Here is a 24,770-nt window from a genome sequence, read left to right as displayed (position 1 = left end):
TTATGATTTGGCCGAAGAATATAATCAAAGCAAATGGCTCTATGCTATTTTGAGTATAGTTATTTATTATGTTTCAGGTGCTGTGGTGCTGGCTATTGTTGCTATTTTAGATATGAGGATATTTGGTTGGGGTTTTGATTGGAATTCTTTTGGAATTAACCTACTGTCCCTGCCTGTAGGTTTGCTCACGCTTTGGGGATTTTATACTCTATTGGAAAACCGTTGGAAAAAATCTGTTGTTGTCGTAAAAGATGAAATTGGCGATATTGGGAAAAATATTGAGGAGTAATTAGTTCGCCTTTTCTTTTTTAACGTATCTCAAATCCAAAAGATTAATAGGGTTGATACCCAATCCGCTAACGTGCTTTTGGGTAAACCGAATCACTTCGTCATAATATAAAGGCACCATCAAAGCTTTGTCCATAGCCAAAGAATCCATTTTGGTGTAAAGCAATTTTCGTTTTTCAATATCTGTAACAGTGAAAGCTTTGTTGTATAAGCTGTCAAATTCAGCATTTTTATAATGAAAATAGTTGGAGCCACCCGGAGCAAAATTCTTGCTGTAAAAAATCGATAGGTAATTTTCGGCATCCAAATAATCGGCAATCCATGAGCTTCGGAACATGTCCACTTTTCCATTGGAGCGTGCCGCACGCAAAGTGGCTTCAGGCATCACGTCCACATTAATTTTCAATCCTGCCTTTTGAAGCTCACGCTGAATAAATTCGCAAAAACTTAAATAATTACTGGTCGTTACCAATGTGATTTCGGGATTTTTAATGCCACTTTCGGCTTTAAACTGTTGGATAAGCTGTTTGGCTTTTTCGGGCTGATAAGTAAAACCAATAGAGGTGTCGTGCCCTGGTAGGCCAATGGGAATAAAACCGCCATTGGCGGGGTTGCCAATGCCGTTGCGTAAATACATCATCATTTTTTTTCGGTCGAAACCGTAGTTAATAGCTTTTCTAATTAGTTCCGATTGTATTTCGGGTGTTTCCGAATCTAAATAAAAACCCAAATATTCGGTGTTTAAATACGGGCCACGAATCATGTTAACGGTTTCGGCATATTTCTGTCGAAGCTTGCCATCGGCAGTTAAGAGTTCGTCTTTATACGAGGCGTCCAAACTGTTTAAAAAATCGAGGTTACCTTGAACGAACTGTAAAAATTCACTTTGTTTATCGGGTAAAAAGGTAATGGCCACGGCCTCTAAATAAGGGAGTTGTTGACCGCTGTCGTCGGTTTCAAAATAGTTTTGATTTTTCCGGAACACTAATTTTATATTTTCTTCCCAACGTTTAAATTTAAAGGGACCTGTGCCTATGGGGTGCGAGCGGAATTCCGTACCGTAATATTCAACAACTTCTTTGGGCACTACCGAACAATATTTCATGGTGAGCAAGCCAATAAATGCAGGGAACGGTTGTTTTAAGTAAATTTCGAAAATGGTATCGTTTACCGCTTTAAAGTCGTCTACTTTGTTTAAAACCCAACTGCCGGGAGCAGCAATTTTTTCGTCTCGTAAACGGTTTAAGCTGTATGTGAAATCGCTGGCCGTTACGGTTCGAGTAGAATCTTTCCCGAAAAGTTCGTGTTTGTGAAAATAGACATCATCTCGTAAATTAAAGGTGTAAGTTAGCCCGTCTTCCGAAACCTGCCAACTTTTTGCAATGCTGGGTAGAATGTTCAATTCGTCATCCAATTGAACTAACCCGTTGTAAAGTTGGTTGCACACCGAATTGTCCTGTAAAGTTCGCGAAAACGCAGGGTCTAAAGTGTTGATGTTGGCGTATTCGTTGTAACGAAAAACCAAATGGTCTTGGTTTGAGCGGGAACCGCTTCCGCAGGAAAAAACAAAAAACAAAGCACAACTAATTGATAAATAAGATATTGTTTGGCGTAAAACAGGTTTTATCATGTGATTTATTAGTTGTAAATTTGCAATCTTTTAAGCGTAAAGATAAATATTAAAATGATTCTGTAGCAATCCCGCAAAGGGAGGCAGGACAGCAAAAGGTTTTATGGACAAAAAGGTGGCGTTTTATACTTTGGGGTGCAAACTGAATTTTTCGGAAACCTCTACCATTGCCAGAAGTTTTAACGATGAAGGTTTTGATCGGGTAGATTTTTCTGAAAAGGCAGATATTTATGTGATTAATACCTGCTCTGTTACCGAAAATGCCGATAAGCGTTTTAAAACCATAGTAAAACAGGCCCAGAAAGTAAACCCCGAAGCATTTGTGGCTGCTGTGGGCTGTTATGCCCAACTTAAACCCCAAGAGTTGGCCGATGTAGAGGGCGTTGATTTGGTTTTGGGGGCTACTGAAAAGTTCAAAATAACCGATTATTTAAATGATCTTTCCAAAAATGATTTTGGCGAAGTGCATTCGTGCGAAATTGAGGAAGCCGATTTCTACGTGGGCAGTTATTCCATTGGCGACCGTACCCGTGCTTTTTTAAAGGTTCAGGATGGCTGTGATTATAAGTGTACTTATTGTACCATTCCGTTGGCGCGCGGTATTTCCCGAAGCGATACTATGGAAAATGTGTTAAAAAACGCCAAGGAAATTTCAGCACAAAACATCAAGGAAATTGTGCTTACCGGCGTAAATATTGGAGATTATGGAAAAGGCGAATTCGGTAATAAAAAGCATGAACATACGTTTTTGGATTTGGTGACTGAACTGGATAAAGTAGAAGGTATTGAGCGTTTGCGAATTTCGTCCATCGAGCCTAATTTATTGAAAAACGACACGATTGATTTGGTGTCGAAATCACGGGCCTTTGTACCGCATTTCCATGTGCCATTGCAATCGGGCAGTAATGACATTTTAAAGAAAATGAAGCGCCGCTATATGCGTGAACTTTATGTAGACCGCGTTTCGAAAATTAAAGAAGTGATGCCGCATGCCTGTATTGGTGTGGACGTTATTGTTGGTTTCCCGGGTGAAACTGATGAGCACTTTTTGGAAACGTATAATTTTTTAAATGAATTGGATATTTCATATTTACATGTGTTTACTTATTCTGAACGCGACAATACCGAAGCAGCCGAAATGGATGGTGTAGTGCCTAAAAATGTAAGAAGTAAGCGTAGCAAAATGTTACGTGGGCTATCGGTAAAAAAGCGCCGTGCGTTTTATGAGAGCCAAATAGGAACTATCAGAACGGTACTGTTTGAAAGCGAAAACAAAGAAGGTTATATTAATGGTTTTACTGAAAACTACGTGAAAGTGAAAACCCCATGGAATCCGGAACTGGTGAACACCTTGCATGAGGTAGAGTTAAGCGAAATTGATGCAGATGGTTTGGTGCGGTTTCAGTTTGTAAACCAAATGGTGTCTTAAATTAAACATTTCAGTATCAAAAAAGCCGAAATCCATTAGAGAATTTCGGCTTTTTTGATGGCGTAAATACCACTTAAATTCTTACCCCAACCGGAAGCATGCGCTTGTATTTTCTGTTGCTTCGTACAAACTTTGCGATTTCTGGGCTGGTTGGCACAATGCTTAAATTGCGGTCGGCAATGTGGTCAAAAACAAGAGCTAAAAAGTCCTTTTTAAAATTCTCGTCTTTAACGTTTTCGGGGATAACTAGCTTGGTTAAAAAGATCTTTCGTTCTTGAGATGAGTATTCAATTTTTGCCAATTGTCCGTCAACTTTAATTTCAAATTGACGCAAGAACTCATTGTCAATTAATTCTGCAGCTTCAACCATGATAATATATTTTAATTTATAAGGAATGTAAAATAGTGGATACTATTTGTATAACTTTGTGCAAAAGTACGCAAAAAAAAGCTAAGAATAAAGCGTTTAAGCGCATAATGTCCTATGAGTCAAGAGCTAATACATGTTTATTTTATGCCTGGAATGGCCGCCAGTCCTAAAATTTTTGAGTACATAAAATTGCCCGAAACCCAATTCAAAATGCATTTTTTAGAATGGGATATACCACTTGATAATGAGGAGCTTAATGATTATGCCCTGCGTATGTCCAAAAAAATAAAGCATGCAGATGTGGTCTTGGTTGGAGTGTCTTTTGGTGGGGTGTTGGTTCAGCAAATGGATAAGTATGTAAAAGCCAGAAAGCTAATTATTGTTTCTAGCGTTAAAAGCGTATTTGAGCTACCAAAACGAATGCTGCTGGCCAAAACTACTGGGGCCTACAAAATAGTGCCCACACAATTAGCGAGTAAAATAGACGTTTTTGAAAAGTACGCCTTCGGTAAAACCATGGCAAAGCGTTTAGAGTTGTATAAAAAATACCTGTCGGTTAACGATCCTAAATATTTAAGTTGGGCCATAAAAAATATGGTGTGTTGGGAGCAAAAACAACCAAGAAAAGACATTGTTCACATTCATGGTGATAAAGACCCGGTATTCCCCATAAAATACATCAAGAATTGCATGGTTATTAAAGGCGGAACCCACATTATTATAATAAATAAATACAAATGGTTTAACGAAAATTTACCTAAAATTATATTAGGGCAGTAGGTTAATTTTCTTAATTTTATCAAAAACTTTTTAAAGATGAAGATTGTACAGAAAGCCTTGGCGTTAGTGGGATTATTAAGTTTATGCGCACTGTTTGTTTATGCTTTGCAAGACGCGCCAACTGATGAAAATTTTGAAAAAAAATTAATTAACGATTACAACGTTTATGCACTTCAAATCCCTGAAGATTTAAATTTTGCGGGAGAACCGGTGCCTATTGAAAATCCAGATATTTTAGAACGGATTGATAGGGAACTTTTGGTGAACACCTATTGGCAGTCCAACGGTCTGCTCATGTTTAAGCGGGCTAAAAAATACTTTCCGCTAATTGAACCTATTTTGGCTAAACACGGTGTGCCCGACGATTTTAAATATTTGGCCGTGATTGAAAGTGGTTTAACCAACGCGGTTTCTCCAGCAGGGGCGCGTGGAATGTGGCAAATTATGCCAGCCACTGGGCGTGAAAACGGACTGGAAGTAAACAGTAACGTTGATGAGCGCTACCATTTGGAAAAAGCTACAGAAGTGGCCTGTAAATACCTTTTAAAAGCTAAGGAAGATTTGGGCTCGTGGACCCTGGCAGCTGCGGCTTACAACGCTGGTAATGCTGGTGTTTCAAGACGTTTGAGAGAACAAAATGTAAACGACTACTACGATTTACTTTTGGGAGAGGAAACTGGCCGATATGTTTTTAGAATTGTCGCGCTAAAAGAGATTTTGTCCAACCCAACCAAATACGGTTTTAATTTTAGGGAAAAGGACTTGTATAAACAGGTGCCCACTTACCAGGTAGAAGTAGATACGGCAGTAACCGATTTTACTAAGTTCGCAGAGCAGTTTGGCATCAATTATAAATTATTGAAAATACACAACCCTTGGCTGCGCCAACCGCACTTAAATAATAGGTCCAGAAAACAATATTTTATCGATATACCAGAAAAAGGATATTATAACTAACTTTAGTGATAGACTTTATACAAGAGCATTCGTGGGTAATTTTAATTATCCTCAATTATATAATAGCCATCTCGGCTGTTATCACTGTTGTGCTCAAAAATATCAACCCAACCAAAACAGTTTCCTATATTATTGTTTTGGTTTTTTTTCCTTTTTTGGGCATACTTATTTATTACCTGTTCGGACAGGAATACAGAAAGAACAAAATTTTCAGCCGGAAACATGTTCTTAACCAAAGCACCATAAAAGCCATCAATGATGAATTGGAGTTGGATAGTGAGGAAATACAAAAAGTAGACGACTATCTTGAAGGCAAGGTAAAGTTGGTAAAGCTGCTTTACGACAATAAAAGTTCACCGTTAACGCTTTGCAATGATGTTGATTTGTTGGTGAATGGTGATGAAAAATTTAAGCATTTGCTGAAGGATCTTCAAGCGGCGAAAAATCACATCCACTTAGAATATTACGTAATCCGGGAAGGGCAAATATGGAACAAGCTTTTAGATGTTTTATGTGAAAAAGCATCTGAAGGCGTAAAGGTAAGATTGGCTTATGATGATGTAGGGAGTAAGTTATCGTCGCGCTCTAAAAAGCGTTTAAAAGAGTGTGAAATAGAGCATTTCCCGTTTATGCCAGTGTTGTTTTCAAAGTTTACGGGCAAAATGAATTACCGTAACCACAGAAAAATAGCGGTAATAGATGGCGAGGTGGCTTACGTGGGCGGCGTTAATATTGCCGATGAGTACGTAAACGAATACAACCACAGTTTTTGGCGCGATACGCATTTAAGGTTGGTTGGTGAAGCCGTAAACTCTTTGCAAATAAGCTTTTTTACCACTTGGCACTTTGTTTCAGATCAAAAGCTGAAAATTTCAAGTTCTTATTTTCCGAAGATAGACTGCGAGGGCAATGTTGCGGTTCAGATTGCGGCCAGTGGCCCCGATACCGATTGGGCGTACATTATGGAGGCTATTTTTACAGCCATTACAACGGCCGAAGATTACGTATATATTACAACGCCATATTTTGTGCCCAACGACCAAATGATTATGGCTTTGCAAGTGGCATCAAAAAGTGGGGTGGATGTGAAATTGATTATCCCGAAAGAATCAGATTCTTGGGTGGTTAAGCATGCCACCAATTCGTATTTAGAGCATTTATTGGATGCGGGGGTGGAGGTGTATCGATATACCAAAGGATTTGTACACGCTAAGACTATGGTGGTTGATGACATTTTTTCAACCATAGGCACCTCAAATATGGATTACCGCAGTTTCAATATCAATTTTGAGGTCAATGCCTTTATTTACAACGAAGAAAAAAGTAAAATGTTGAAAAAGCAATTTATTGAAGATTTGAAAAACAGCGAAGCAATTGATCCAGAACGATGGGGAAACCGCCCAAAAGTTTCCAAACTTAAAGAATCCTATTGCAGATTGTGGTCACCTTTAATATAAAAAAACTCGAAGTGTTAGCTTCGAGTTTTTTTAAGATGAATTTTTCTAAATAAATTTTATCCTCTTCTTTTTTGGGCTCTTAACGATCCGCCTGCCCCGTAATGTTGGTTGGGCATTTGGGCACGTTTCATATTTTGTTTCATCATTTTAATTTGTTCGGTAAGCATACCTTGCTTGTCCAATTTTTGGGCTTCGGTAAGCAATTTTTGGGCTTCCTGTTTTCTTCGTTTAGAAAAAGCAATGCCTGCCAAGTTCAATTTTGCCATGGCTAAATCGTGGTCCATAGACAACCCAAGCGAAAGGGCTTTTTTGAAATATTTTTCGGCTTCGTTCATGTTGGTTTGTGAAACCATTAGTCCGTGTAAATAATTGTAATAACCCTGTTGCTTTTTCACCAAGGCCGATTCTGGATTTTTGATTTTGTCCAACCATTTTTTGGCACCATCAAAATCTTGTTTTCGTAGTTTTAAAAAGGCCAGTAAAATAAATTCATTCTTAAAATAAAGGAACACAAAAATGAGCGATAGCAGAATGAGCATGATTCCGTTGCCAATATAGCCTTCGGTAAATTGGTAAACGGCATAAGCTATAATGGCAACGGCAATAACAAGTTTTATATTTTTATTGAACATGTTTTTAAACAGTTTTAGGTTTGGTTTCCTTTAAAAAGGAACTTCAATTCGTGGTTTAAGACTGCAAAGAAACTAAAATTTTATGAAAAAAAGCGTATGTGCTGTAGCTAAAAAAAGGGCTGGATACTGTTAAATACTAGTGTTATAGTGTGCCAGCGGTGGCTGAAAATATTTTCAAGAATATTTTTAAAAAAGGTTTGCAAAGTTGTAAAGGGTTCGTATATTTGCCCTCGGTTTTTAAGGAAGCCTAAGATTAAAAATTACTATTCAGATTTTAAAGACACAAGATAATGAGTAAAAGAACATTTCAGCCTTCTAAAAGAAAAAGAAGAAACAAGCACGGTTTTAGAGAAAGAATGGCTTCTGCTAACGGCAGAAAGGTATTAGCGCGTAGAAGAGCTAAAGGTAGAAAAAGATTATCTGTGTCATCTGAAACTAGACATAAGAAATAATGATTAACAATTGTTCATAATTAAAAAGGTGTTACTTAAGTGTAACGCCTTTTTTTATATCTAAGTATCATTATTTTTGCAACGAATTAAAATTCAATATATAACCAGAAGAAAATGCCGAAAAACGAAAAACTAAAATCTATTTTAATTATTGGTTCGGGGCCCATCGTCATTGGGCAAGCATGCGAATTTGACTATTCAGGGTCTCAGGCACTTAGGTCGTTAAGAGAGGATGGAATTGAAACTATTTTGATCAACTCCAACCCGGCTACGATCATGACCGACCCATCTATGGCCGATCATGTGTACTTGCTTCCGTTGAACACCAAATCGATAATTAAGATTTTAAAGGAACACCCACAAATTGACGCCGTTTTACCAACCATGGGAGGGCAAACAGCCTTAAACCTTTGTATTGAGGCTGATGAAAAAGGAATTTGGGAAGATTTTGGAGTTGAAATTATAGGTGTTGATATTGATGCCATAAACATTACCGAAGACCGCGAGCAATTTAGAGATTTAATGACCAAAATTGGTGTGCCTATGGCGCCTCAGGCCACGGCAACTTCATTCCTTAAAGGAAAGGAAATTGCACAAGAGTTTGGTTTTCCGTTGTGTATCCGTTCTTCGTTTACTCTTGGAGGAGCTGGAGCATCTATTGTTTATGACGAAAAAGATTTCGATAAATTATTACGTAACGGTCTGGAAATTTCACCTATCCACGAGGTGATGATCGATAAGGCCTTGTTGGGCTGGAAAGAATATGAGCTGGAGTTGTTAAGAGACTCGAACGATAACGTGGTTATTATCTGTTCTATCGAAAATATGGATCCAATGGGAATCCATACCGGAGATTCCATTACCGTAGCGCCAGCGATGACTCTTAGTGACAGAACTTACCAACGTATGCGAGATATGGCCATACATATGATGCGCAGTATTGGTGATTTTGCCGGAGGGTGTAACGTGCAGTTTGCGGTTTCTCCAGATGAAAATGAAGATATTATCGCCATTGAAATCAACCCACGTGTATCGCGTTCTTCTGCATTGGCTAGTAAAGCTACGGGTTACCCAATTGCGAAAATTGCTGCCAAATTGGCCTTGGGCTACCACTTGGATGAATTGAATAACCAGATTACAAAATCGACTTCGGCATTGTTCGAGCCTACTTTAGATTACGTAATTGTAAAAATACCACGATGGAACTTCGATAAATTTGAAGGTTCAGACCGTACTTTAGGGCTTCAAATGAAAGCCGTTGGTGAGGTAATGGGTATTGGGCGTTCATTCCAAGAAGCACTTCACAAAGCCACGCAATCATTGGAGATTAAGCGTAACGGTTTAGGTGCCGACGGTAAAGAGAATACCAATTACGATCAGATTATAGAAAAATTAACCCATGCCTCTTGGGACCGCGTATTCATTATTTACGATGCCATAAAAATGGGTATTCCGTTAAGCAGAATATACGAGATTACCAAGATAGACATGTGGTTCTTAAAGCAATATGAAGAGTTGTATTTCCTTGAAAAAGAAATTTCGACTTTCAATATCGATACAATTGAAAAAGAATTATTGCTAGAGGCCAAACAAAAAGGCTATGGTGACAGACAGATAGCCCACATGTTAGGGTGCTTGGAAAGCCAAGTTTACAATAAAAGAGAAGAATTGGGCATCAACCGAGTTTACAAGTTGGTTGATACTTGTGCGGCAGAATTTGAAGCCAAAACACCATACTACTATTCAACCTTTGAAAGTGATATGGAAACGGCCGATAGCGACCGATATGCACACAACGAAAGTGTGGTAACCGATAAGAAGAAAATTATCGTTTTAGGTTCAGGTCCAAACCGAATTGGACAAGGTATTGAGTTCGATTACTGCTGTGTTCACGGGGTTTATGCGGCTAAAGAATGTGGTTACGAAACCATCATGATTAACTGTAACCCAGAAACGGTGTCGACCGATTTTGATACCGCAGATAAACTGTATTTCGAACCAGTTTTCTGGGAGCACATTTACGATATTATCAAGCACGAAAAACCAGAAGGTGTTATTGTTCAGCTTGGTGGACAAACCGCATTAAAGCTTGCTGAGAAACTAGATCGCTACGGTATAAAGATTATAGGAACGAGCTACAAATCGTTAGATTTGGCTGAAGACCGTGGAAGCTTCTCTACTTTGTTAAAAGAGAACAATATTCCTTACCCGAAATTTGATACTGCCGAAACAGCTGATGAAGCGTTGGCTGTGGCCAAGGAATTGGATTTCCCAATCTTGGTAAGACCATCTTATGTATTGGGTGGGCAAGGCATGAAAATTGTAATCAACGAAAAGGAACTGGAAAAACACGTGGTGAGTTTGCTACAAAGCATTCCGAACAACAAACTGTTGTTAGACCACTATTTGGAAGGAGCAATTGAAGCCGAAGCCGATGCCATTTGTGATGGCGAAGATGTTTACATCATCGGTATCATGGAGCATATTGAGCCTTGTGGTGTGCACTCGGGCGATAGTAACTCTACTTTGCCACCATTTAATTTGGGTGAATTTGTAATGCAGCAAATAAAAGACCATACCAAAAAGATTGCCTTGGCACTTAACACGGTTGGTTTGATTAACATTCAGTTTGCTGTAAAAGACGATACGGTTTATATTATCGAGGCCAACCCAAGAGCATCGAGAACGGTGCCGTTTATTGCTAAAGCATACGGAGAGCCTTACGTAAACTACGCTACTAAATTGATGTTGGGCGATAAAAAAGTTAAAGATTTTAACTTTAATCCGAAATTAGATGGTTACGCCATAAAACAGCCTGTATTCTCTTTCAACAAATTCCCGAATGTAGATAAAACATTAGGGCCAGAGATGAAGAGTACCGGAGAGAGCATCTTGTTTATTGATAGCTTAAAGGATGATGAGTTTTACGAATTGTACTCTAGACGAAAAATGTACTTGAGTAAATAATGTAAATTTATAACAATGAAAAGCCGCTTTTTAGCGGCTTTTTTTTATAACTCTACTTTCGCATTTTGTTTTTTAATAAGCTCTAAATGCTCTTCTATTTTAAATTCAGAAGATTTAAATTGTGTTGTTCGCGTTTTGGCCTGTTGCTGTCTGGCGATACTTCTGGCAAAGCGGCGCACACTTTGTACATCGTCTAAAATTAAGCCGGGAACGGGTACGTTTTTTCCATTTTGGTCTTTAGCGACCATGGTAAAATAAGATGAGTTGCAGTGCTTTATTTCCCCTGTTTGGATGTTTTCTGATTCTACCCTTAAGCCAACAACCATAGAAGTCCGCCCCGTATAATTAATTGAAGCTTTGAGGGTTAGCAGTTCGCCAACTTCAATGGGATTTAAAAAATCTACTCGGTTTACCGATGCCGTTACGCAATAGTGCCGAGAGTGTTTGGAGGCACAAGCAAAAGCAATTTGGTCCATTAAATTTAAAATATGGCCACCGTGTATTTTTCCGCTGAAATTGGAATGTGAGGGTAGCATGAGTTCGGTGATGGTAATTTGAGATTCTTTGGCGTGTTTAAACATGGTTTAAAAAGTTTATTCGTCGTCTTGAGATCGTTTTATAATAGCTTCGGGAAGCGATTTTTTAGCTTTCGCCCCCATTTTTTTCAATTTTTCTACACTTTTTACAAGGTTACCACGGCCTTCAACAAGCTTATTCATAGCAGCCGAGTAATCGCTCTTGGCGGCATCGATTTTTTTACCAACTCCGGTTAAGTCGCTTACTAAGCCTTCAAATTTATCGTAAAGTGCGCCCGCCTGTCGGGCAATTTCCATGGCGTTGCGTTGCTGTTTCTCATTATTCCACATCGTGTCGATGGTACGTAAAGTAGCCAAAAGAGTGGATGGAGTAACAATAACAATATTTTTCTCGAAGGCTTTGTTGTAAATGGTAGTGTCTTCGTTAACTACAACGGCAAAAGCTGGCTCGATAGGGATAAACATCAGTACAAAATCGGGAGATTCAATATCATATAAATCTTGGTAATTTTTCTGTGAAAGTTGATCTACGTGCTTTTTTACCGAATTAACGTGTGCCTTTAAAAAAAGTGGTTTATCATCATCTTCTGCATTTACCAAACGTTCATAATCAGTAAGCGAAACTTTGCTGTCGATTACCATTTTTTTGCCGTCGGGAAGGTGGAGCACCACATCGGGTAGTAAACGCGAACCGTTTTCTAAAGTAAAACTTTGTTGTACAAAATACTCGCGGTCTTTTTCCAATCCCGATTTTTCCAAAACACGTTCCAGTACCAATTCGCCCCAATTACCTTGCATTTTGCTGTCGCCTTTCAAAGCACGCGTTAGGTTGGTGGCCTCTTTCGTCATTTGTTGGTTGAGGTCTTTTAGCCCTAGTAATTGTTCCTTTAAGGCCGAATGCATACTGATGCTTTCTTTTTGGGTTAAATCGACTTTCTCTTCAAAAGTCTTTATTTTTTCTTGAAGCGGATTGAGTATGTTTTTAATATTCTCTTTGTTCTGTTCGGTGAATTTATTCGATTTCTCATCCAAAATTTTATTGGCCAAGTTTTCGAATTCTTTGGTGAATTTTTCCTGCAACTGCTCAACTTCTGCTTTTTGCTCTCGATTTTTTATTTGAAGGTTTTCAAAATCGGCATTGCGTCTGGCCAATTCAGAATTCAATAAATCCTTTTCCCTGCGGATGGCCTCACGCTCATTTTCAACTTTAACAATGGTTTCCTTTAAATCCTGTATTTGTTTGTTGTAGTTTTCGCTTTGCCTATTCAACTCTATTTCCGAAAGCTGCTTCTGTTCCCGAATTTGCTGTTCTAGGTTGCTGTTGCGTTCGGTCAAGGCACTTTTTTCGTTTTGGGATTTGAGCTTATTGATAAACATGCCCAAAAACACACCGATGGCGGCGGCAATTATAATGGCTAGAAAAAGGATAAGGTTGTCGTTCATTTTGGAAAAAATAATACCAAAGATAAACGTTTTGGGCAGAAGTTTGAAACGGGGCGCGTGCAGATTTGGCCCAGACAATTGGTTTTTGGAATTCTTTATTTTTTCACCCGAAATGTTCCCGTTTTTTCATCAAAAGCAATTAAATCTTTCGGAAACAGATTCTCAAAAACATTCGCCTGGATAAGTTGGCAGGGTTGCCCAGAAACCACATTATTGTTGGTCATAACAATCAAAGTATCGCACAACTGAATAGCCAAATCGATTTCGTGCGACGAAAATAAAATGGTTTTACCAGTATCTTTTGCCAATTTTTGGAGGAGTTTTAAAATATAGGCTTTGTGGTACATGTCAAGATGTGTGGTTGGCTCGTCGAGTACAATCAAATCGGTGTCTTGTGCCAAGGCGCGGGCAATCATCACTTTTTGCAACTGGCCATCACTCAGTTCGTAACATTTTTTATGTTTTAAATCTTCAATGTTAGTTTGCTTTAGTGCGTTTTCAATTTGATGCAAATCTGATTGAGATAAGTTTCCAATCCAATTGGTGTAGGGTTGTCGGCCTAAGGCCACCACCTCGAAAACCGATAAATTTTTTGAGGCTATGGGTTCGGTAAGCACCAAACTCATTACTTTGGCCAAATCGAAGCTGTGATATTGGTGAATCTCTTTTTGATTGAGGAGAATTGAACCGCTTAGTGGATTTTGAACGTTGGTAATGGTTCTTAAAAGCGTAGATTTTCCAATACCGTTAGCACCAATTAAGCCCACCAATTCACCGTGTTTTAATTCAATATTGATGTTTGAAGCAATAACCTGTTTAACTTTTTTTGAGCTGTAGCCCACAGAAAGGTTTTCGGTTTTTAGGATGCTATGTTGTGGTTGGTTTATCATTAAAACACCATTTTTCGTTTTCGGGTCAATAGCCAAATGACCACGGGAGCACCAACAAGTGCTGTTATCGCATTAATGGGCAGAGTAAAGTCGCTGCCTGGCAATTGGGCAATGCTATCGCAAACCAACATGACAATAGCACCGAACAAAAATACGGCCGGCAACAAAATTTTATGGTTGGCGGTATTAAAAACTTGCCGGGTAATATGCGGAATAGCCAACCCGATAAAAGCGATAGGGCCCGTAAATGCTGTAATTGTTCCGGCCAAAAGACTGGTGGCTATGATAATGAGCAATCTACTTTTTTTGATGTTCAGGCCGAGACTTTTTGCGTAGTTTTCACCTAAAAGCAACGAGTTGAGTGATTTTATTGAGGTGATACTCAGTAGAATGCCCACGCCGAAAATGAGGAAAAGTATAAATAAATCTTCCCATGATAAATTGCCCAAGCTGCCAAAACCCCAAAAAATGTACTGTTGCAATTGTTCGGCCGATCCAAAATACGAAAGCATACTAACAATAGCGGCGGTTATACTGGCAAACATGAGTCCGATGATTAAAATAGCCATAGTGTCCCTTATTTTTATGGAAACCGCCATAACCGCCAAAAGCACCAAAAAACTGCCCATACTAGCTGCGATGACAATGCCCCATTTTGATACAAAAAGCGTGGCGAAAATACCACCAAAAATGCTATAGCCCAGAATGACCAAGGCTACACCTAAACTGGCTCCCGAGCTAATGCCCAATACAAAAGGGCCCGCCAAAGGGTTTCTAAAAAGCGTTTGCATCAACAGGCCTGAAATGCCCAAACCAGACCCCACTACAATGGCAGTAATGGCTTTGGGTAACCGATAATTTATAACAATATGTTGCCAACTTTCCTTTTCGGTGGGGCTGCCTATTAGGCTATTGAAAATATCCTTAAACGGTATGGATACCGATCCCAAACTGATGTTCGCAAAAAAGCATACCAAAAGCAATAGTATTAATACTAAAAAAGAAAGTCGATATGTTGTTGGGTTAGGCAATTATGGCAATTTTTTAAAAAAGAATAAGTTGTGGTTGGGCAATAGTTCGGGGTGACCGATTTTTATTAAATCTTTCAGCACCAAATCGGGGCGGGTTAAACCGAGTTCAAAATAGGTAACTCCGCCCGTTTCGCCCGTGGTGTTGGTTACGGTAAATATATTTTTGTTTTTATAGGCTGAAAACATACTGTGTTGCTCACTGCCGTTTTTTAAGGTTTGTAAACTGGTGTAATTAGACGGGTTTAACCAAATATTAGCATTTTTGGCTTTTACGAAAACCGATTCAAAATTAAGTTTTAAACTTCCCGTGCCTTTGGAATCTTTCCACAGGTAATTCAGTCCGGCATCTTCAAAAAGTTGCGCTTCGGTACTGGTGCCGTTGGGCAGATACCAAACATCACTGTGCATGGCACCAGCCAAAACGGTGGGCTTGTTTTCTATATTTTTGGCCAGTGTTTTGGCTTCTAAATAATTATTTTCAATCTGTTTGAAAATAGAGTCGGCTTGCTTTTCTTTATTGAAAAGTGCCCCGAAAAACTTAATCCATTCGGCTTTTGCGAGGGGTGATTCTTCCACCCAATCGCCATTAAAAATTACGGGAATGCCCGATTTTTTTATGGTTTCTAACGAACGGTTGTTGCCGTCAATGCCAAAACCAACCACAACATCAGGGTTTAATTCCAACAACACTTCAGTATTGATGCCCTCGTTTTTGCCCAGCTCCCTGATTTTTTTCTGTTCGATACGCTCCCTAATTTTTTCAGAAGAAATATAATCCACTCCAGGGAAACCAGTTAGGGTTTCAGTTTCATCCAACAATTCCAATGCGGGAAGATGGGTGGTAGAAGTCACGACAATGTTTTCAATAGGAAGCTTGATCATACCATCAAATTGCGATTTTTCCAAAGCTCCAAAACTGGTGTCATGGCCAGATTTCAATAAAGCAAACCGGTAACTTTTTTCGGCCTCTGGCCATGGCTTTTCAATAGTTAGGATTTTGTGGGTTTTAAACGTTTCCACCGAGAACCCTTTTGCGTACTCAATGGTTAAGGTCTTTCCTGATTCCGTTTTAACGGATGTTTTTGAGACTTCATTCTTGCATGAAACGATTAATAAAATGAAAAATATGGGGAGGAAGTTTTTCAAAATTGGATTTTTTGTCGGTTCAAAAGTAATATTATTTCCAGTTTTAGGGTAAAGATTAAAAAGGTAATGTTTACTTTTGCGCCGAATTTTGGTTTGGCTACGCCACAAAGAAAAATAATTTTTCGGGATGGCTTTGCCAATTAAAAGGGAATCTGGTGCGACTGTTAAAGTCAATTCCAGAACTGTTCCCGCAACTGTAAGTTTATGCCGAACTCGTTTCGGCACCTCATAAGAGGATGCTATTTACTTCAAAACCACTGGCTTTTAGCTGGGAAGGTTAATTAGCATAAAACAAGTCAGGAGACCTGCCAATTTTCAAAACAATAAGTTGAACTTTCGGGATAAAAGTTTGCGTATGAAATCCATGCGATTCCGAGTAATTTTTTATTTAAAATGAACAAAAAAACAAGAGTTTTAGGTGTACTGTGTTTTGGTATATCTGCATTTGGTTTTGCCCAACAACAGGCGCAAACCACAACATTGCAACAATTGGATGAGGTGGTTGTTGCCGATTCGCGCTTTGAATTGAAACGTGAGCATTCGGGTAAAACGGTGATTAAAATTTCAAAAGAAGAAATTGAGCGCCACCAAGGCCGTTCGTTGGCCGAATTGATCAATACAAAAAGTGGGATTGAAATTAACGGCAGCCGAAGTGTTGAGGGGCAGAATTTAGGAAATTACATTCGCGGCGGAAACAATCGCCAAGTGTTGGTGTTGATTGATGGGGTGCAAGTAAACGACCCCTCGCTGGTGGCCAACGACTTCGATTTACGTTTATTGGATTTAAACACGGTTGAAAGTGTTGAAATTATAAAAGGTTCGGCCAGTACGCTTTACGGCAACGCAGCGGCCACGGCTGTAATTAACATAACAACTAAAAAGGCATCGAAAAATGCGGTTTCAGGAAGCTTTTTAACTGTAGTGGGGACCAATCAAAGTCAGGACGACCAGAATTATAATGGCGCCAACTTTACTAACAGTGCCACAATAAACGGCAGTTTAAATAAATTGAGTTACGTAGCCAGTTTCGGAAATAAATATGTAGATGGGCTTTCGGCAGCAAAATCTGAAAACCCCGAAAAAGACCCATTTTCGCGTTATAATACCCGTTTAAAATTGGGTTACGAATTTAATGATGCTTTTGAAATAAGCGCTTTTGCAAGCTATGATAATTTAAAGACCGATATTGATGGTTTTCCGGCGCCAACTTATACTTTGGCCGATACAGACGACCAATATGTGTCGAAACAAAAACGGGTAGGGGTGTCGCCAAAATTCAGTTACGAAAACGGAAGTTTTCAGGTAAATGCGGCATATACCAAAATTGACCGTAAAACTATTTCTGGGTCTGGCTCTACTTCAGAAAATGAAGGCGAAACCTATTTGGTTGATGCCTTTCATAAATATGTTTTTAATGGGCAGTTCCATACCGTGGTTGGTTTAAACTATGGCAAATACAATAGTTTGTTTGCCAACGAAGAAAGTTTTAGTAATACCGATCCGTATTTGAATGTGGTTTATGTATCCGATTTCGGTTTGAATGTTAATCTTGGTGGGCGTTTAAACAACCACAGCGAGTACGGTTCGCATTTAGTGTATAGTGCAAATCCATCATACAGCATAGCGTTAAACGAAGGTTACGCTAAGGTTTTTGGTTCGTATGCTACCTCGTTTATTGCGCCCAATTTATCGCAATTATTTGGTTATTATGGCGCCAATCCAGATTTGGAGCCCGAAGAAAACAAAACCATTGAAGGTGGTTTGGAGTTCAATACCAAAAACGGAATCCGTTTAAGCGGATTATATTTCAACAGAAACGAAGAAAATACTATTATTTATACCACAGGGTATGAAAACGCAACCTCGGATGCTACGGTTCATGGGTTTGAAGCTGAAGCAGAAATTGAGATTATTGAAAACTTACAGTTTAGCGCCAATTATACCTTTACCGAATTAAAGAACGGCATTCGTTTACGCGTGCCTAAGCATAAGGTGAATGCGGGGCTTGGTTATCATTTTTGTAAAAACAGCTATGCTTCTATAAACTATCAGTTTGTGGGAAGTAGAACCGATACCAATTTTTCAACCTTTATGAATGAAGAATTGAGTAGCTATTCTTTATTGGATTTGTATTTCAGTCAGAAGTTATTAGACAATAAAGTGAAGCTTTTTGCTAGTGTAACCAATTTATTTAATGAAGATTATTTTGAGGTTTTAGGATACACCACTAAAGGACGGAATGTAAACTTAGGTTTGAACATCAATTTATAGATCAATATTTTCTCCAGTCTTAACCACTTATTTTAAATGCCTCCGCTTTTTGGAGGCATTTTTTATGGAACCAAATCGCAATACCAAACCCCATATTTTTCAGATTTGCAGATGGAATCGTCCGTATTGGGGTTATCGTATTCCCGGTATACTTTTTCGCCTATAGTAAATTCAATAGGATTATTGAAAATAGGCCCATCGAAACAAAAGGTGTGGAATTCGCCATTCTCGCCGCAGGCATCCACTCCTTCGGGAAGATTTTCAATAAAATGTTTGTCGATTATCGTGCCAACAAAATCTTCGCCAAAATATTTTGAATTGGCACAAACCACAATGGTTTTAAAACCCAAATCTAAAAACTCGGTTAGCAGCGTTTTGGTATCGCGTTTCCAAATAGGAAAAACCGTTTTTATACCTACTTTTTTCAATTGAATTTCTCGGTAGCTTTTTAAATCTTCCAAAAAAATATCGCCAAATGCCGAGTGGGTAAAGCCTTCATTTTTTAGTTGCGAAATGGTTTCGGTCATTTTTTGTTCGTAAACTTCCATGCTGGACATTTCGGGCAGTTCGATTAAACTGGCGGGAATGTTTATCGCGTTGGTCTGGGCTACGAGTAATTCATTCCGTAGGCCGTGCATCGATACCCGATTATAATGACTGTTTACTGTGGTAACCAATTTATCAACCGAAAAATTCTCGTCTTGAAGTAAATGGTAAAGTGCCAAGGCCGAATCTTTACCCGTACTCCAGTTGAAATAGGTTTTGTGTTTACTCAAAAGTTCTTTTTAAAAGTTAGGAAATCTATTTTCAACATACATGCCTTTTTCAAACGGTCTAAAGTCTTCACTACCATTTGTGATTTCTAAATACTCCGTTTTTTGTTTTAGTGCACGGCTGCTACCGGTTATGTTTGCTATAGCCTCGGCCAAAAGTGGTTCGTTTTCATCGCCTAAAATCCCCAGATTGTTAATTTGTTCGCCAATGGCAATATCGGGAGAAAGACCATCAAAATAATCGCTTACACCGTTTACGTTAGCCGATTTAAAAATTAATGGCTGCATGGCATAAGTATGGTTAGGGTTTACCCCTTCGCGCCTAAAATTAGGTGAGTCGTAAAGTGTGGTTGAGGCTTGATACTTACCGGCCGTGGAGGTGCCTATTTGAACCACTTCAATATACGGACGCAACGAATTAATAATGAGTTCGCTGGCCGAAGCACTTCGGCCTGTTGTTAAAACATAGACTTTAGATAGGTTTAGGCTATTAAGCGGGGTGCCATCATTATTGTCGATAAAACGGTTAATGATCAGTTCGGGGTCTTCGTTTTCAAACGCTTGTTGAAATTCGGCATTCCATTGTTCAGTGCTAAATATTTCTCCGGTAAACTGCCCGGTTACCAAACTGCCAAGCATGATGGCGGTATAAACTGAACCGCCTGGGTTGTAGCGTAAATCTAAAACCAATTCGGTTGCACCTGAATTTTTAAAGGATCCGAAAGTGCTATTGAGTTCTTGGTTAAACTGCTCGGTGCCCGTAAAACCGTTGTACATTAAATACGCAATGTTGGTGCTGTTTACGTTTAAAACATCGCTTACCAAAATAGGGTTTTCGGTGTATTGAATTTTGTTTAAGCTGATGGTTTCTGTAGTTGGGGTAATAGAATCATCGCTCAGCTCTTCAGTGCCGTTGGTGTCGTAACTTCCTAAATTTATGGTGTAGCTGTCTAGGCTTAAAAGTTGGGAAGCGTTATTTGCCGTTAACTGGTTGCCGTCTATACCGTAAAAAATATCACCTCGCTTAACGCCCTGGGTTTCTGCGCTGGTGTTGGGCAATACATGGGTTACCACACCGTAGCGGTTGGTGTCTGTAGATGAAAATCGGAATAATTGGTATTCCATGCCATTGTTGGTTACTACACCGTCAAAAAATTGCTCTAAAGCAATGTAATCGTCAACAATCCAACTGAAACGGTCTACGCTTTCCCGATTATAAATTAGGCTTTCAAATAAATTTTCGGGCCATTGGAAGTTATTTAAGTAATCGTTGTACTCAGCCTCGCTCGAAAAGCGGTCGTTGGCCAAGTTGGCCACATCAGCTTTGTACAGGTAAAACAGGTTCATGCCTTTCCAAACAAAGTCGTTTATCTCTTCCGTGGAAACGGGAATATCATCATGATCCTCAAAACAACTCACTGTAAATAGCGATATTGTGAAGAGCAGAATTAGGGCTTTAAATTTTTTCATGTAACAATTTTAATGGAGTAGTCTATAAAACCCTAAAATTACTTACATTATTGTTTATTAAAAAACTTTTGTAACAAAATTGGAGCTGCTTCGTCGTAATATCAAATAGCCAAAACCAAGCTATTTTAAAACCAAACCAAAAATGACTCAGACCGAGTTTTTAAATATTGTAATGCCTTTTAAAGATAAGGTGTTTCGTTTAGCAAAACGGCTATTGGTATCGACAGAGGAGGCCGAAGACGCCACGCAGGAAGTGCTTTTGAAATTATGGAACAACAAGAAAAAGATTCAGGAGTATAAAAACGTTGAGGCTTTTTCGATGACCATGACCAAGAATTACTGTTTTGATAAATTAAAGTCGAAGCAAGCACAAAACCTAAAATTGGTGCACAGCAATTACGAAGACAACCAAACGGCATTGCAAAAGCAGGTGGAGCTGAACGATAGCGTAAACTGGGTAGGAAGAATAATTGAGGCATTGCCCGAACAGCAACGGATGATTATTCAGTTAAGGGATGTTGAGGAATACGATTATGACGAGATTGCAAAAATGCTCGATATGAACCAAACGGCAGTACGCGTGGCGCTATCGAGAGCGAGAAAAACAATAAGGAAAAAATTGACTAATACACATAATTATGGTATTAAATAATATAGAAAAATTACTTGAGAAATATGAAAACGGTGAAACCACCCTAAAGGAAGAGCAAGTGTTAAAACACTATTTTTTAAGCGACACGGTTGCTCCGCATTTAGAGCATTACAAGCCTATGTTTGCGTATTTTTCGGTGAGCCAGCAGGAACAGTTTACCAAAGACATTCCATTAAAAACTACACGTAAATTTAATTACAAATGGATTGCTGTCGCAGCCGTAGCTGTTGTTATGCTTGGGTTTTACCTAAATCAATCATCCAATAATACGAATGAATTAGGGACTTATGAAGACCCAGAATTGGCCTTCAATGAATTTTCAAAATCAATGGAACTGATTTCTAAAAAATTCAATCAAGGTGCTTCAACCGTGGGGTATTTAAAGGAAGTAGACAAAGGTGCTTCGGCCTTAAATTATCTTAACGAAATTGAAAACACCACAAGTATCATTTTTAAAAACTAGCATGTGCTGTCCCGATAATTATCGGGATCGTTTCAGTTTAAATCAAAAAAAGAACGTATTAAATAACTTAAAAACAAGAATCATGAAAAATAGAATCGTATTAATAGCATTGGCTGTTTTGTTACTGCCGCTTACCGCATTGGCACAAAAGGATATTTTTGAAAAGTATAGCGACAATAATGATGTTACTTACGTAAACATTAAGCCCAAAATGTTCCAGATGATTGCCAAAATAGGCATCGATACCGATGATGCCGAAGCTAAGGCTTATATGGATATGGTAAAAAGCATAACCAGTTTTAAAACTATTGTCACCGATAATCAGTCCATTTCGGGCGATATTGCCAAGTGGGTAAAGTCGAAATCCAGCAGTTTAGAAGAGCTTATGGAAGTAAAAGACGATGGCACCAACGTTAACTTTTATGTTAAGGAGGGCAAGGATGCCGACCACGTAAAAGAGCTTTTAATCTTTGTAAATGGCATTGATAAAGTGATGGAAGAAAAGATAGAAATCAACGGAAAAGAACGTAGAATTGAAACCGTTGTGGTATCGCTTACTGGAGATATCGATTTGAACGAAATATCCAAACTCACCGATAAAATGAATATTCCGGGTGGGAAACACTTAGAGAAAAACAAATAATCATCCGTCATGCAACGAGCAGTTAAATATTTAATTTTCACCTTTTTTACCGCAGCCTTTTTGTCAAGTTGCGGTAACGAGGTGAGTTTACAGCGGTATTACGTAGAAAATCAAGAGAACAAAAATTTTATCACACAAGATTTTCCGTTGTCAATGATTGAGGTTGATAAAACCCAATTCACCCCAGAACAGACTGAAGCCTATAATTCGGTGGATAAATTAAATTTTTTGGGATATAAGATTTACGAATCCAATACCGAATCGTACCACACTGAACTCGCAAAAGTGAAATCCATTTTAAACCAAAGCAAGTACAACGATTTGATGGAGTTTAGCGATAAAGGCAACAGAATAGAGGTGAAATGTATTGGGGATGACGATGAAGCCGAAGAGGTGGTGGTTTTTGGAAATTCCGATGAAATAGGATTTGGAATCGTCAGGATTTTGGGAGATGATATGAATCCCGAAAAAATGATGACGCTAATCAGAGCCATGCAAAATGCCAATATAAACCAAAGTCAAGTGGAAAATATTATGAATTTTTTTAAGTAAAAAGACTCAAACGATAATAGAACAATTTGGCCATCTCTTTTTAGCGGTGGCTTTTTTATTTTCTAAAAATTGAACTAACGTATTTGATAAATGGCGCAATAACTTTCGGTAGAAGCGCCTTCTATATTTATGGAGCCTAATGATGAGGTAACTTCAAAGTGGATAGTGTCGTTTTCGTTTAAATCTATAACGGTAGTAACATAACGGATGGGTGGAGAAACGTTAACATTTAATAAGCTTAGTACACTTACTTGAACATTAACGTAATTTTGCTCGGCAACTAAGCTTCCGTTTTTATAAATTCCCAAACCTATGTTTGTACTTACAGAAAGCGAAGAGCTTATTTTCATCTGAGCGCTAATATGATAAATTCCGTCCTGTTTAGCGGTAAATGTGTATGTTGTTGTATCAAACTCGTTGTTTGAGTCTGAAAGTTCGTTATTAAATGTTAAAATACAACTTCCGGAAGACATGGTATGCCCAATGTCTCCACTGCTAGAAAAAGAAGCCCGTACCATAGTGGGTAGTGCGGCATCTATAATTTCGGTGCTTTCAACACGGTTTACATTTCCAGATCGGGATATTACCAAAATGGAATCTCTAATAACCTCTTTGTCGGTTTCGTTGGCTGTGGCTCTAACTCTAAGTGTGCCGTTTACATCTAAAGCAGCTGTAGGTTCGGTGGTCCCAATGCCAACTTGTGCAAGTAAACTTCCTTGGAAAAATAATGATAAAAAAAAGATTCTCATTTTATATAGGTTTTAGGGCTTGCTACTAATCTTTAAAATGAGAGAATTATGTCTCTAAATTAGTTAAAAATATTATTTTTCAAAGTTTAATGTTGATTTTATTTACATGTTTTTTCATAACTGTGCTTTTAAAAAGTTATTTATACTTTTACGGGGAATATTTAAAATATTTCAATGAACACAAGAGCAGAACAACTAAAAGCCTTCGATAGATTACTCACCATTATGGACGAACTGCGAGAGCAGTGCCCATGGGACAAAAAGCAAACCATGGAAACCCTAAGGCATTTAACCATTGAAGAAACTTACGAGTTGGGCGATGCCATATTGGATAACGATTTGGAGGAAGTAAAAAAGGAGTTGGGCGACGTTTTGCTTCATATTGTATTCTATTCGAAAATAGGTAGCGAGACCCAAGATTTTGATATTGCCGATGTGTGTAACTGTATTTGTGAAAAACTGATAAGCAGGCACCCACATATTTACAGCGATGTAAAGGTTGAAAACGAAGACGACGTTAAACGAAACTGGGAAAACCTGAAATTAAAAGAAGGTAAAAAAAGTGTGTTGGAAGGCGTACCAAGAAGTTTGCCGGCATTGGTAAAGGCCAACAGGATACAAGAAAAAGTGGCTGGTGTGGGCTTCGATTGGGAGCAGCCCAACCAAGTTTGGGAAAAAGTAGAGGAGGAGCTCAATGAATTTAAAGCCGAAGTGAAAAAAGGTGATGTCAATGCTATTGAAAGTGAGTTTGGCGATGTGCTATTTTCAATGGTGAACTACGCCCGGTTTTTGAATATAAACCCAGAAAATGCCTTAGAGCGTACCAACAAAAAATTTTCAAAACGATTTCAATATTTAGAAGGCAAGGCTAAAAATTTGAATAAACCTTTAAAAGACATGACCTTGGCCGAAATGGATGTGTTTTGGGAAGAAGCTAAACAACTTTAGTTAGCAGCAGTTTATCCATTGGGGTCAGAAAAAACAAGGATTCCATTGAGATAAAACGATATCTTATTATAAATACAGGCGTATCCGCGTGTAATTTTCTGTTCCTTCGAATTTAAAGACACTATCCCGAGAAGTGTGTAAGTTATAAATCGAGGGTTTGGCTTGATTAAAGCCGGACCCTTTTTTCAAATATAGTCAAAAACTGGTTTAAAATAATGCCCCAGTTCCTAATGGGCATCGA

The 24,770-nt window shown here is 38.6% G+C and carries 24 protein-coding genes and 1 riboswitch; of the genes, 13 read left to right on the top strand and 11 right to left on the bottom strand.

The genetic code is table 11. The features are described 5' to 3' along the window. Positions 1-7: 7 nt before the first annotated feature. Complete coding sequence (locus HC176_RS12130) at positions 8-289, top strand: hypothetical protein (RefSeq protein WP_167918655.1); 282 nt, start codon at positions 8-10, stop codon at positions 287-289. On the opposite strand, the gene HC176_RS12125 is transcribed toward HC176_RS12130, so the two are convergent. Next, positions 290-1,918 (bottom strand): ABC transporter substrate-binding protein, encoded by a 1,629-nt coding sequence (locus HC176_RS12125; RefSeq protein ID WP_167918653.1) that lies wholly within the window; start codon positions 1,916-1,918, stop codon positions 290-292. A gap of 103 nt (positions 1,919-2,021) precedes the next feature. Here HC176_RS12125 and mtaB point away from each other — a divergent pair, with 103 nt between their 5' ends. Further along, the gene (mtaB, locus tag HC176_RS12120; protein ID WP_167918651.1) at positions 2,022-3,347 is read left to right on the top strand and encodes a tRNA (N(6)-L-threonylcarbamoyladenosine(37)-C(2))-methylthiotransferase MtaB; all 1,326 of its coding nucleotides are present in this window, start codon (positions 2,022-2,024) and stop codon (positions 3,345-3,347) included. Positions 3,348-3,420: 73 nt separating this feature from the next. Here the strand turns inward: mtaB and HC176_RS12115 are convergent, their stop codons facing one another. Beyond that, the gene (locus HC176_RS12115) at positions 3,421-3,717 is read right to left on the bottom strand and encodes a GNAT family N-acetyltransferase (RefSeq protein ID WP_167918649.1); all 297 of its coding nucleotides are present in this window, start codon (positions 3,715-3,717) and stop codon (positions 3,421-3,423) included. Between the two features lie 114 nt (positions 3,718-3,831). Here HC176_RS12115 and HC176_RS12110 point away from each other — a divergent pair, with 114 nt between their 5' ends. From HC176_RS12110 to cls, 3 genes are read left to right on the top strand one after another with little or no spacing between them, the layout of a single operon-like run. After that, entirely contained in the window at positions 3,832-4,497 is a 666-nt protein-coding gene (locus HC176_RS12110) for an alpha/beta hydrolase family protein (RefSeq protein WP_167918647.1), read from the top strand. Positions 4,498-4,533: 36 nt separating this feature from the next. Next, positions 4,534-5,454, top strand: coding sequence for a lytic transglycosylase domain-containing protein (locus HC176_RS12105; RefSeq protein WP_167918645.1), 921 nt, complete (start codon positions 4,534-4,536; stop codon positions 5,452-5,454). A gap of 5 nt (positions 5,455-5,459) precedes the next feature. Then, on the top strand, positions 5,460-6,911 hold the full coding sequence (gene cls / locus HC176_RS12100; protein WP_167918644.1) for a cardiolipin synthase: 1,452 nt from the start codon (positions 5,460-5,462) through the stop codon (positions 6,909-6,911). A 56-nt stretch (positions 6,912-6,967) separates the two neighbouring features. On the opposite strand, the gene HC176_RS12095 is transcribed toward cls, so the two are convergent. Continuing rightward, on the bottom strand, positions 6,968-7,543 hold the full coding sequence (locus HC176_RS12095) for a tetratricopeptide repeat protein (RefSeq protein WP_167918643.1): 576 nt from the start codon (positions 7,541-7,543) through the stop codon (positions 6,968-6,970). A gap of 290 nt (positions 7,544-7,833) precedes the next feature. Between HC176_RS12095 and rpmH the strand changes: the two genes are divergently transcribed. Together rpmH and carB are read left to right on the top strand one after the other, a co-directional pair. Beyond that, positions 7,834-7,995, top strand: coding sequence for a 50S ribosomal protein L34 (gene rpmH / locus HC176_RS12090; protein WP_042244185.1), 162 nt, complete (start codon positions 7,834-7,836; stop codon positions 7,993-7,995). Between the two features lie 114 nt (positions 7,996-8,109). Beyond that, positions 8,110-10,962, top strand: coding sequence for a carbamoyl-phosphate synthase large subunit (gene carB, locus HC176_RS12085; protein ID WP_167918642.1), 2,853 nt, complete (start codon positions 8,110-8,112; stop codon positions 10,960-10,962). Between the two features lie 44 nt (positions 10,963-11,006). Here carB and HC176_RS12080 read toward each other — a convergent pair whose 3' ends face one another. The 5 genes from HC176_RS12080 to HC176_RS12060 all read right to left on the bottom strand — a co-directional run bounded on the left by HC176_RS12080 (position 11,007) and on the right by HC176_RS12060 (position 16,008). Next, positions 11,007-11,543 (bottom strand): acyl-CoA thioesterase, encoded by a 537-nt coding sequence (locus HC176_RS12080; protein WP_167918641.1) that lies wholly within the window; start codon positions 11,541-11,543, stop codon positions 11,007-11,009. Between the two features lie 12 nt (positions 11,544-11,555). After that, complete coding sequence (locus tag HC176_RS12075) at positions 11,556-12,941, bottom strand: DNA recombination protein RmuC (RefSeq protein WP_167918640.1); 1,386 nt, start codon at positions 12,939-12,941, stop codon at positions 11,556-11,558. A gap of 95 nt (positions 12,942-13,036) precedes the next feature. After that, complete coding sequence (locus HC176_RS12070) at positions 13,037-13,831, bottom strand: ABC transporter ATP-binding protein (protein WP_167918639.1); 795 nt, start codon at positions 13,829-13,831, stop codon at positions 13,037-13,039. Further along, positions 13,831-14,862: a FecCD family ABC transporter permease gene (locus HC176_RS12065; RefSeq protein ID WP_167918638.1), complete on the bottom strand. Its 1,032-nt coding sequence runs from the start codon at positions 14,860-14,862 to the stop codon at positions 13,831-13,833. Before HC176_RS12065 ends, HC176_RS12070 begins: the two co-directional genes overlap by 1 nt. Further along, on the bottom strand, positions 14,863-16,008 hold the full coding sequence (locus tag HC176_RS12060) for an ABC transporter substrate-binding protein (protein ID WP_167918637.1): 1,146 nt from the start codon (positions 16,006-16,008) through the stop codon (positions 14,863-14,865). It abuts the gene before it with no gap. A gap of 111 nt (positions 16,009-16,119) precedes the next feature. Next, positions 16,120-16,335, top strand: a riboswitch (cobalamin riboswitch). 66 nt (positions 16,336-16,401) lie between these two features. On the opposite strand from HC176_RS12060, the gene HC176_RS12055 reads away from it, so the two are divergent. Beyond that, positions 16,402-18,279 carry a TonB-dependent receptor plug domain-containing protein gene (locus HC176_RS12055; protein ID WP_167918636.1) on the top strand — a complete coding sequence of 626 codons (1,878 nt, stop codon included), beginning with the start codon at positions 16,402-16,404 and terminating at the stop codon, positions 18,277-18,279. A 62-nt stretch (positions 18,280-18,341) separates the two neighbouring features. On the opposite strand, the gene HC176_RS12050 is transcribed toward HC176_RS12055, so the two are convergent. Both HC176_RS12050 and HC176_RS12045 read right to left on the bottom strand, forming a co-directional pair. Further along, positions 18,342-19,055, bottom strand: a complete 714-nt coding sequence (locus HC176_RS12050; RefSeq protein ID WP_167918635.1) for a Dph6-related ATP pyrophosphatase — start codon at positions 19,053-19,055, stop codon at positions 18,342-18,344. Between the two features lie 9 nt (positions 19,056-19,064). Continuing rightward, positions 19,065-20,522 (bottom strand): S41 family peptidase, encoded by a 1,458-nt coding sequence (locus tag HC176_RS12045; RefSeq protein ID WP_167918633.1) that lies wholly within the window; start codon positions 20,520-20,522, stop codon positions 19,065-19,067. A 142-nt stretch (positions 20,523-20,664) separates the two neighbouring features. Between HC176_RS12045 and HC176_RS12040 the strand changes: the two genes are divergently transcribed. The 4 genes from HC176_RS12040 (at position 20,665) to HC176_RS12025 (ending at position 22,832) form a co-directional block, all read left to right on the top strand. Further along, positions 20,665-21,174: an RNA polymerase sigma factor gene (locus HC176_RS12040; protein WP_167918631.1), complete on the top strand. Its 510-nt coding sequence runs from the start codon at positions 20,665-20,667 to the stop codon at positions 21,172-21,174. Then, positions 21,161-21,637, top strand: coding sequence for a hypothetical protein (locus tag HC176_RS12035; RefSeq protein ID WP_167918629.1), 477 nt, complete (start codon positions 21,161-21,163; stop codon positions 21,635-21,637). The genes HC176_RS12040 and HC176_RS12035 overlap by 14 nt, the downstream gene beginning before the upstream one ends. 82 nt (positions 21,638-21,719) lie before the next feature. After that, complete coding sequence (locus HC176_RS12030; protein WP_167918627.1) at positions 21,720-22,280, top strand: DUF4252 domain-containing protein; 561 nt, start codon at positions 21,720-21,722, stop codon at positions 22,278-22,280. Between the two features lie 9 nt (positions 22,281-22,289). Then, positions 22,290-22,832, top strand: a complete 543-nt coding sequence (locus tag HC176_RS12025; RefSeq protein ID WP_167918625.1) for a DUF4252 domain-containing protein — start codon at positions 22,290-22,292, stop codon at positions 22,830-22,832. 74 nt (positions 22,833-22,906) lie between these two features. Here the strand turns inward: HC176_RS12025 and HC176_RS12020 are convergent, their stop codons facing one another. Then, positions 22,907-23,581 (bottom strand): hypothetical protein, encoded by a 675-nt coding sequence (locus HC176_RS12020; protein ID WP_167918623.1) that lies wholly within the window; start codon positions 23,579-23,581, stop codon positions 22,907-22,909. A 174-nt stretch (positions 23,582-23,755) separates the two neighbouring features. Between HC176_RS12020 and mazG the strand changes: the two genes are divergently transcribed. Further along, positions 23,756-24,529, top strand: a complete 774-nt coding sequence (gene mazG / locus HC176_RS12015; RefSeq protein ID WP_167918621.1) for a nucleoside triphosphate pyrophosphohydrolase — start codon at positions 23,756-23,758, stop codon at positions 24,527-24,529. Positions 24,530-24,770: the final 241 nt, after the last annotated feature.

The organism is Tamlana crocina (assembly GCF_012037625.1).
Note: the sequence above shows the minus strand (reverse complement) of the source record. Positions and strands in the feature narration are given on the sequence as shown.

Coding starts and splice junctions, on each gene's coding strand:
- HC176_RS12125 (WP_167918653.1), bottom strand. CDS start 1,918: ATGATAAAACCTGTTTTACGCCAAACAATATCTTATTTATCAATTAGT.
- HC176_RS12025 (WP_167918625.1), top strand. CDS start 22,290: ATGCAACGAGCAGTTAAATATTTAATTTTCACCTTTTTTACCGCAGCC.
- HC176_RS12030 (WP_167918627.1), top strand. CDS start 21,720: ATGAAAAATAGAATCGTATTAATAGCATTGGCTGTTTTGTTACTGCCG.
- mazG (WP_167918621.1), top strand. CDS start 23,756: ATGAACACAAGAGCAGAACAACTAAAAGCCTTCGATAGATTACTCACC.
- HC176_RS12035 (WP_167918629.1), top strand. CDS start 21,161: ATGGTATTAAATAATATAGAAAAATTACTTGAGAAATATGAAAACGGT.
- HC176_RS12095 (WP_167918643.1), bottom strand. CDS start 7,543: ATGTTCAATAAAAATATAAAACTTGTTATTGCCGTTGCCATTATAGCT.
- HC176_RS12040 (WP_167918631.1), top strand. CDS start 20,665: ATGACTCAGACCGAGTTTTTAAATATTGTAATGCCTTTTAAAGATAAG.
- HC176_RS12110 (WP_167918647.1), top strand. CDS start 3,832: ATGAGTCAAGAGCTAATACATGTTTATTTTATGCCTGGAATGGCCGCC.
- HC176_RS12020 (WP_167918623.1), bottom strand. CDS start 23,581: ATGAGAATCTTTTTTTTATCATTATTTTTCCAAGGAAGTTTACTTGCA.
- HC176_RS12070 (WP_167918639.1), bottom strand. CDS start 13,831: ATGATAAACCAACCACAACATAGCATCCTAAAAACCGAAAACCTTTCT.
- rpmH (WP_042244185.1), top strand. CDS start 7,834: ATGAGTAAAAGAACATTTCAGCCTTCTAAAAGAAAAAGAAGAAACAAG.
- HC176_RS12045 (WP_167918633.1), bottom strand. CDS start 20,522: ATGAAAAAATTTAAAGCCCTAATTCTGCTCTTCACAATATCGCTATTT.
- HC176_RS12055 (WP_167918636.1), top strand. CDS start 16,402: ATGAACAAAAAAACAAGAGTTTTAGGTGTACTGTGTTTTGGTATATCT.
- carB (WP_167918642.1), top strand. CDS start 8,110: ATGCCGAAAAACGAAAAACTAAAATCTATTTTAATTATTGGTTCGGGG.
- HC176_RS12080 (WP_167918641.1), bottom strand. CDS start 11,543: ATGTTTAAACACGCCAAAGAATCTCAAATTACCATCACCGAACTCATG.
- mtaB (WP_167918651.1), top strand. CDS start 2,022: ATGGACAAAAAGGTGGCGTTTTATACTTTGGGGTGCAAACTGAATTTT.
- HC176_RS12075 (WP_167918640.1), bottom strand. CDS start 12,941: ATGAACGACAACCTTATCCTTTTTCTAGCCATTATAATTGCCGCCGCC.
- HC176_RS12105 (WP_167918645.1), top strand. CDS start 4,534: ATGAAGATTGTACAGAAAGCCTTGGCGTTAGTGGGATTATTAAGTTTA.
- HC176_RS12115 (WP_167918649.1), bottom strand. CDS start 3,717: ATGGTTGAAGCTGCAGAATTAATTGACAATGAGTTCTTGCGTCAATTT.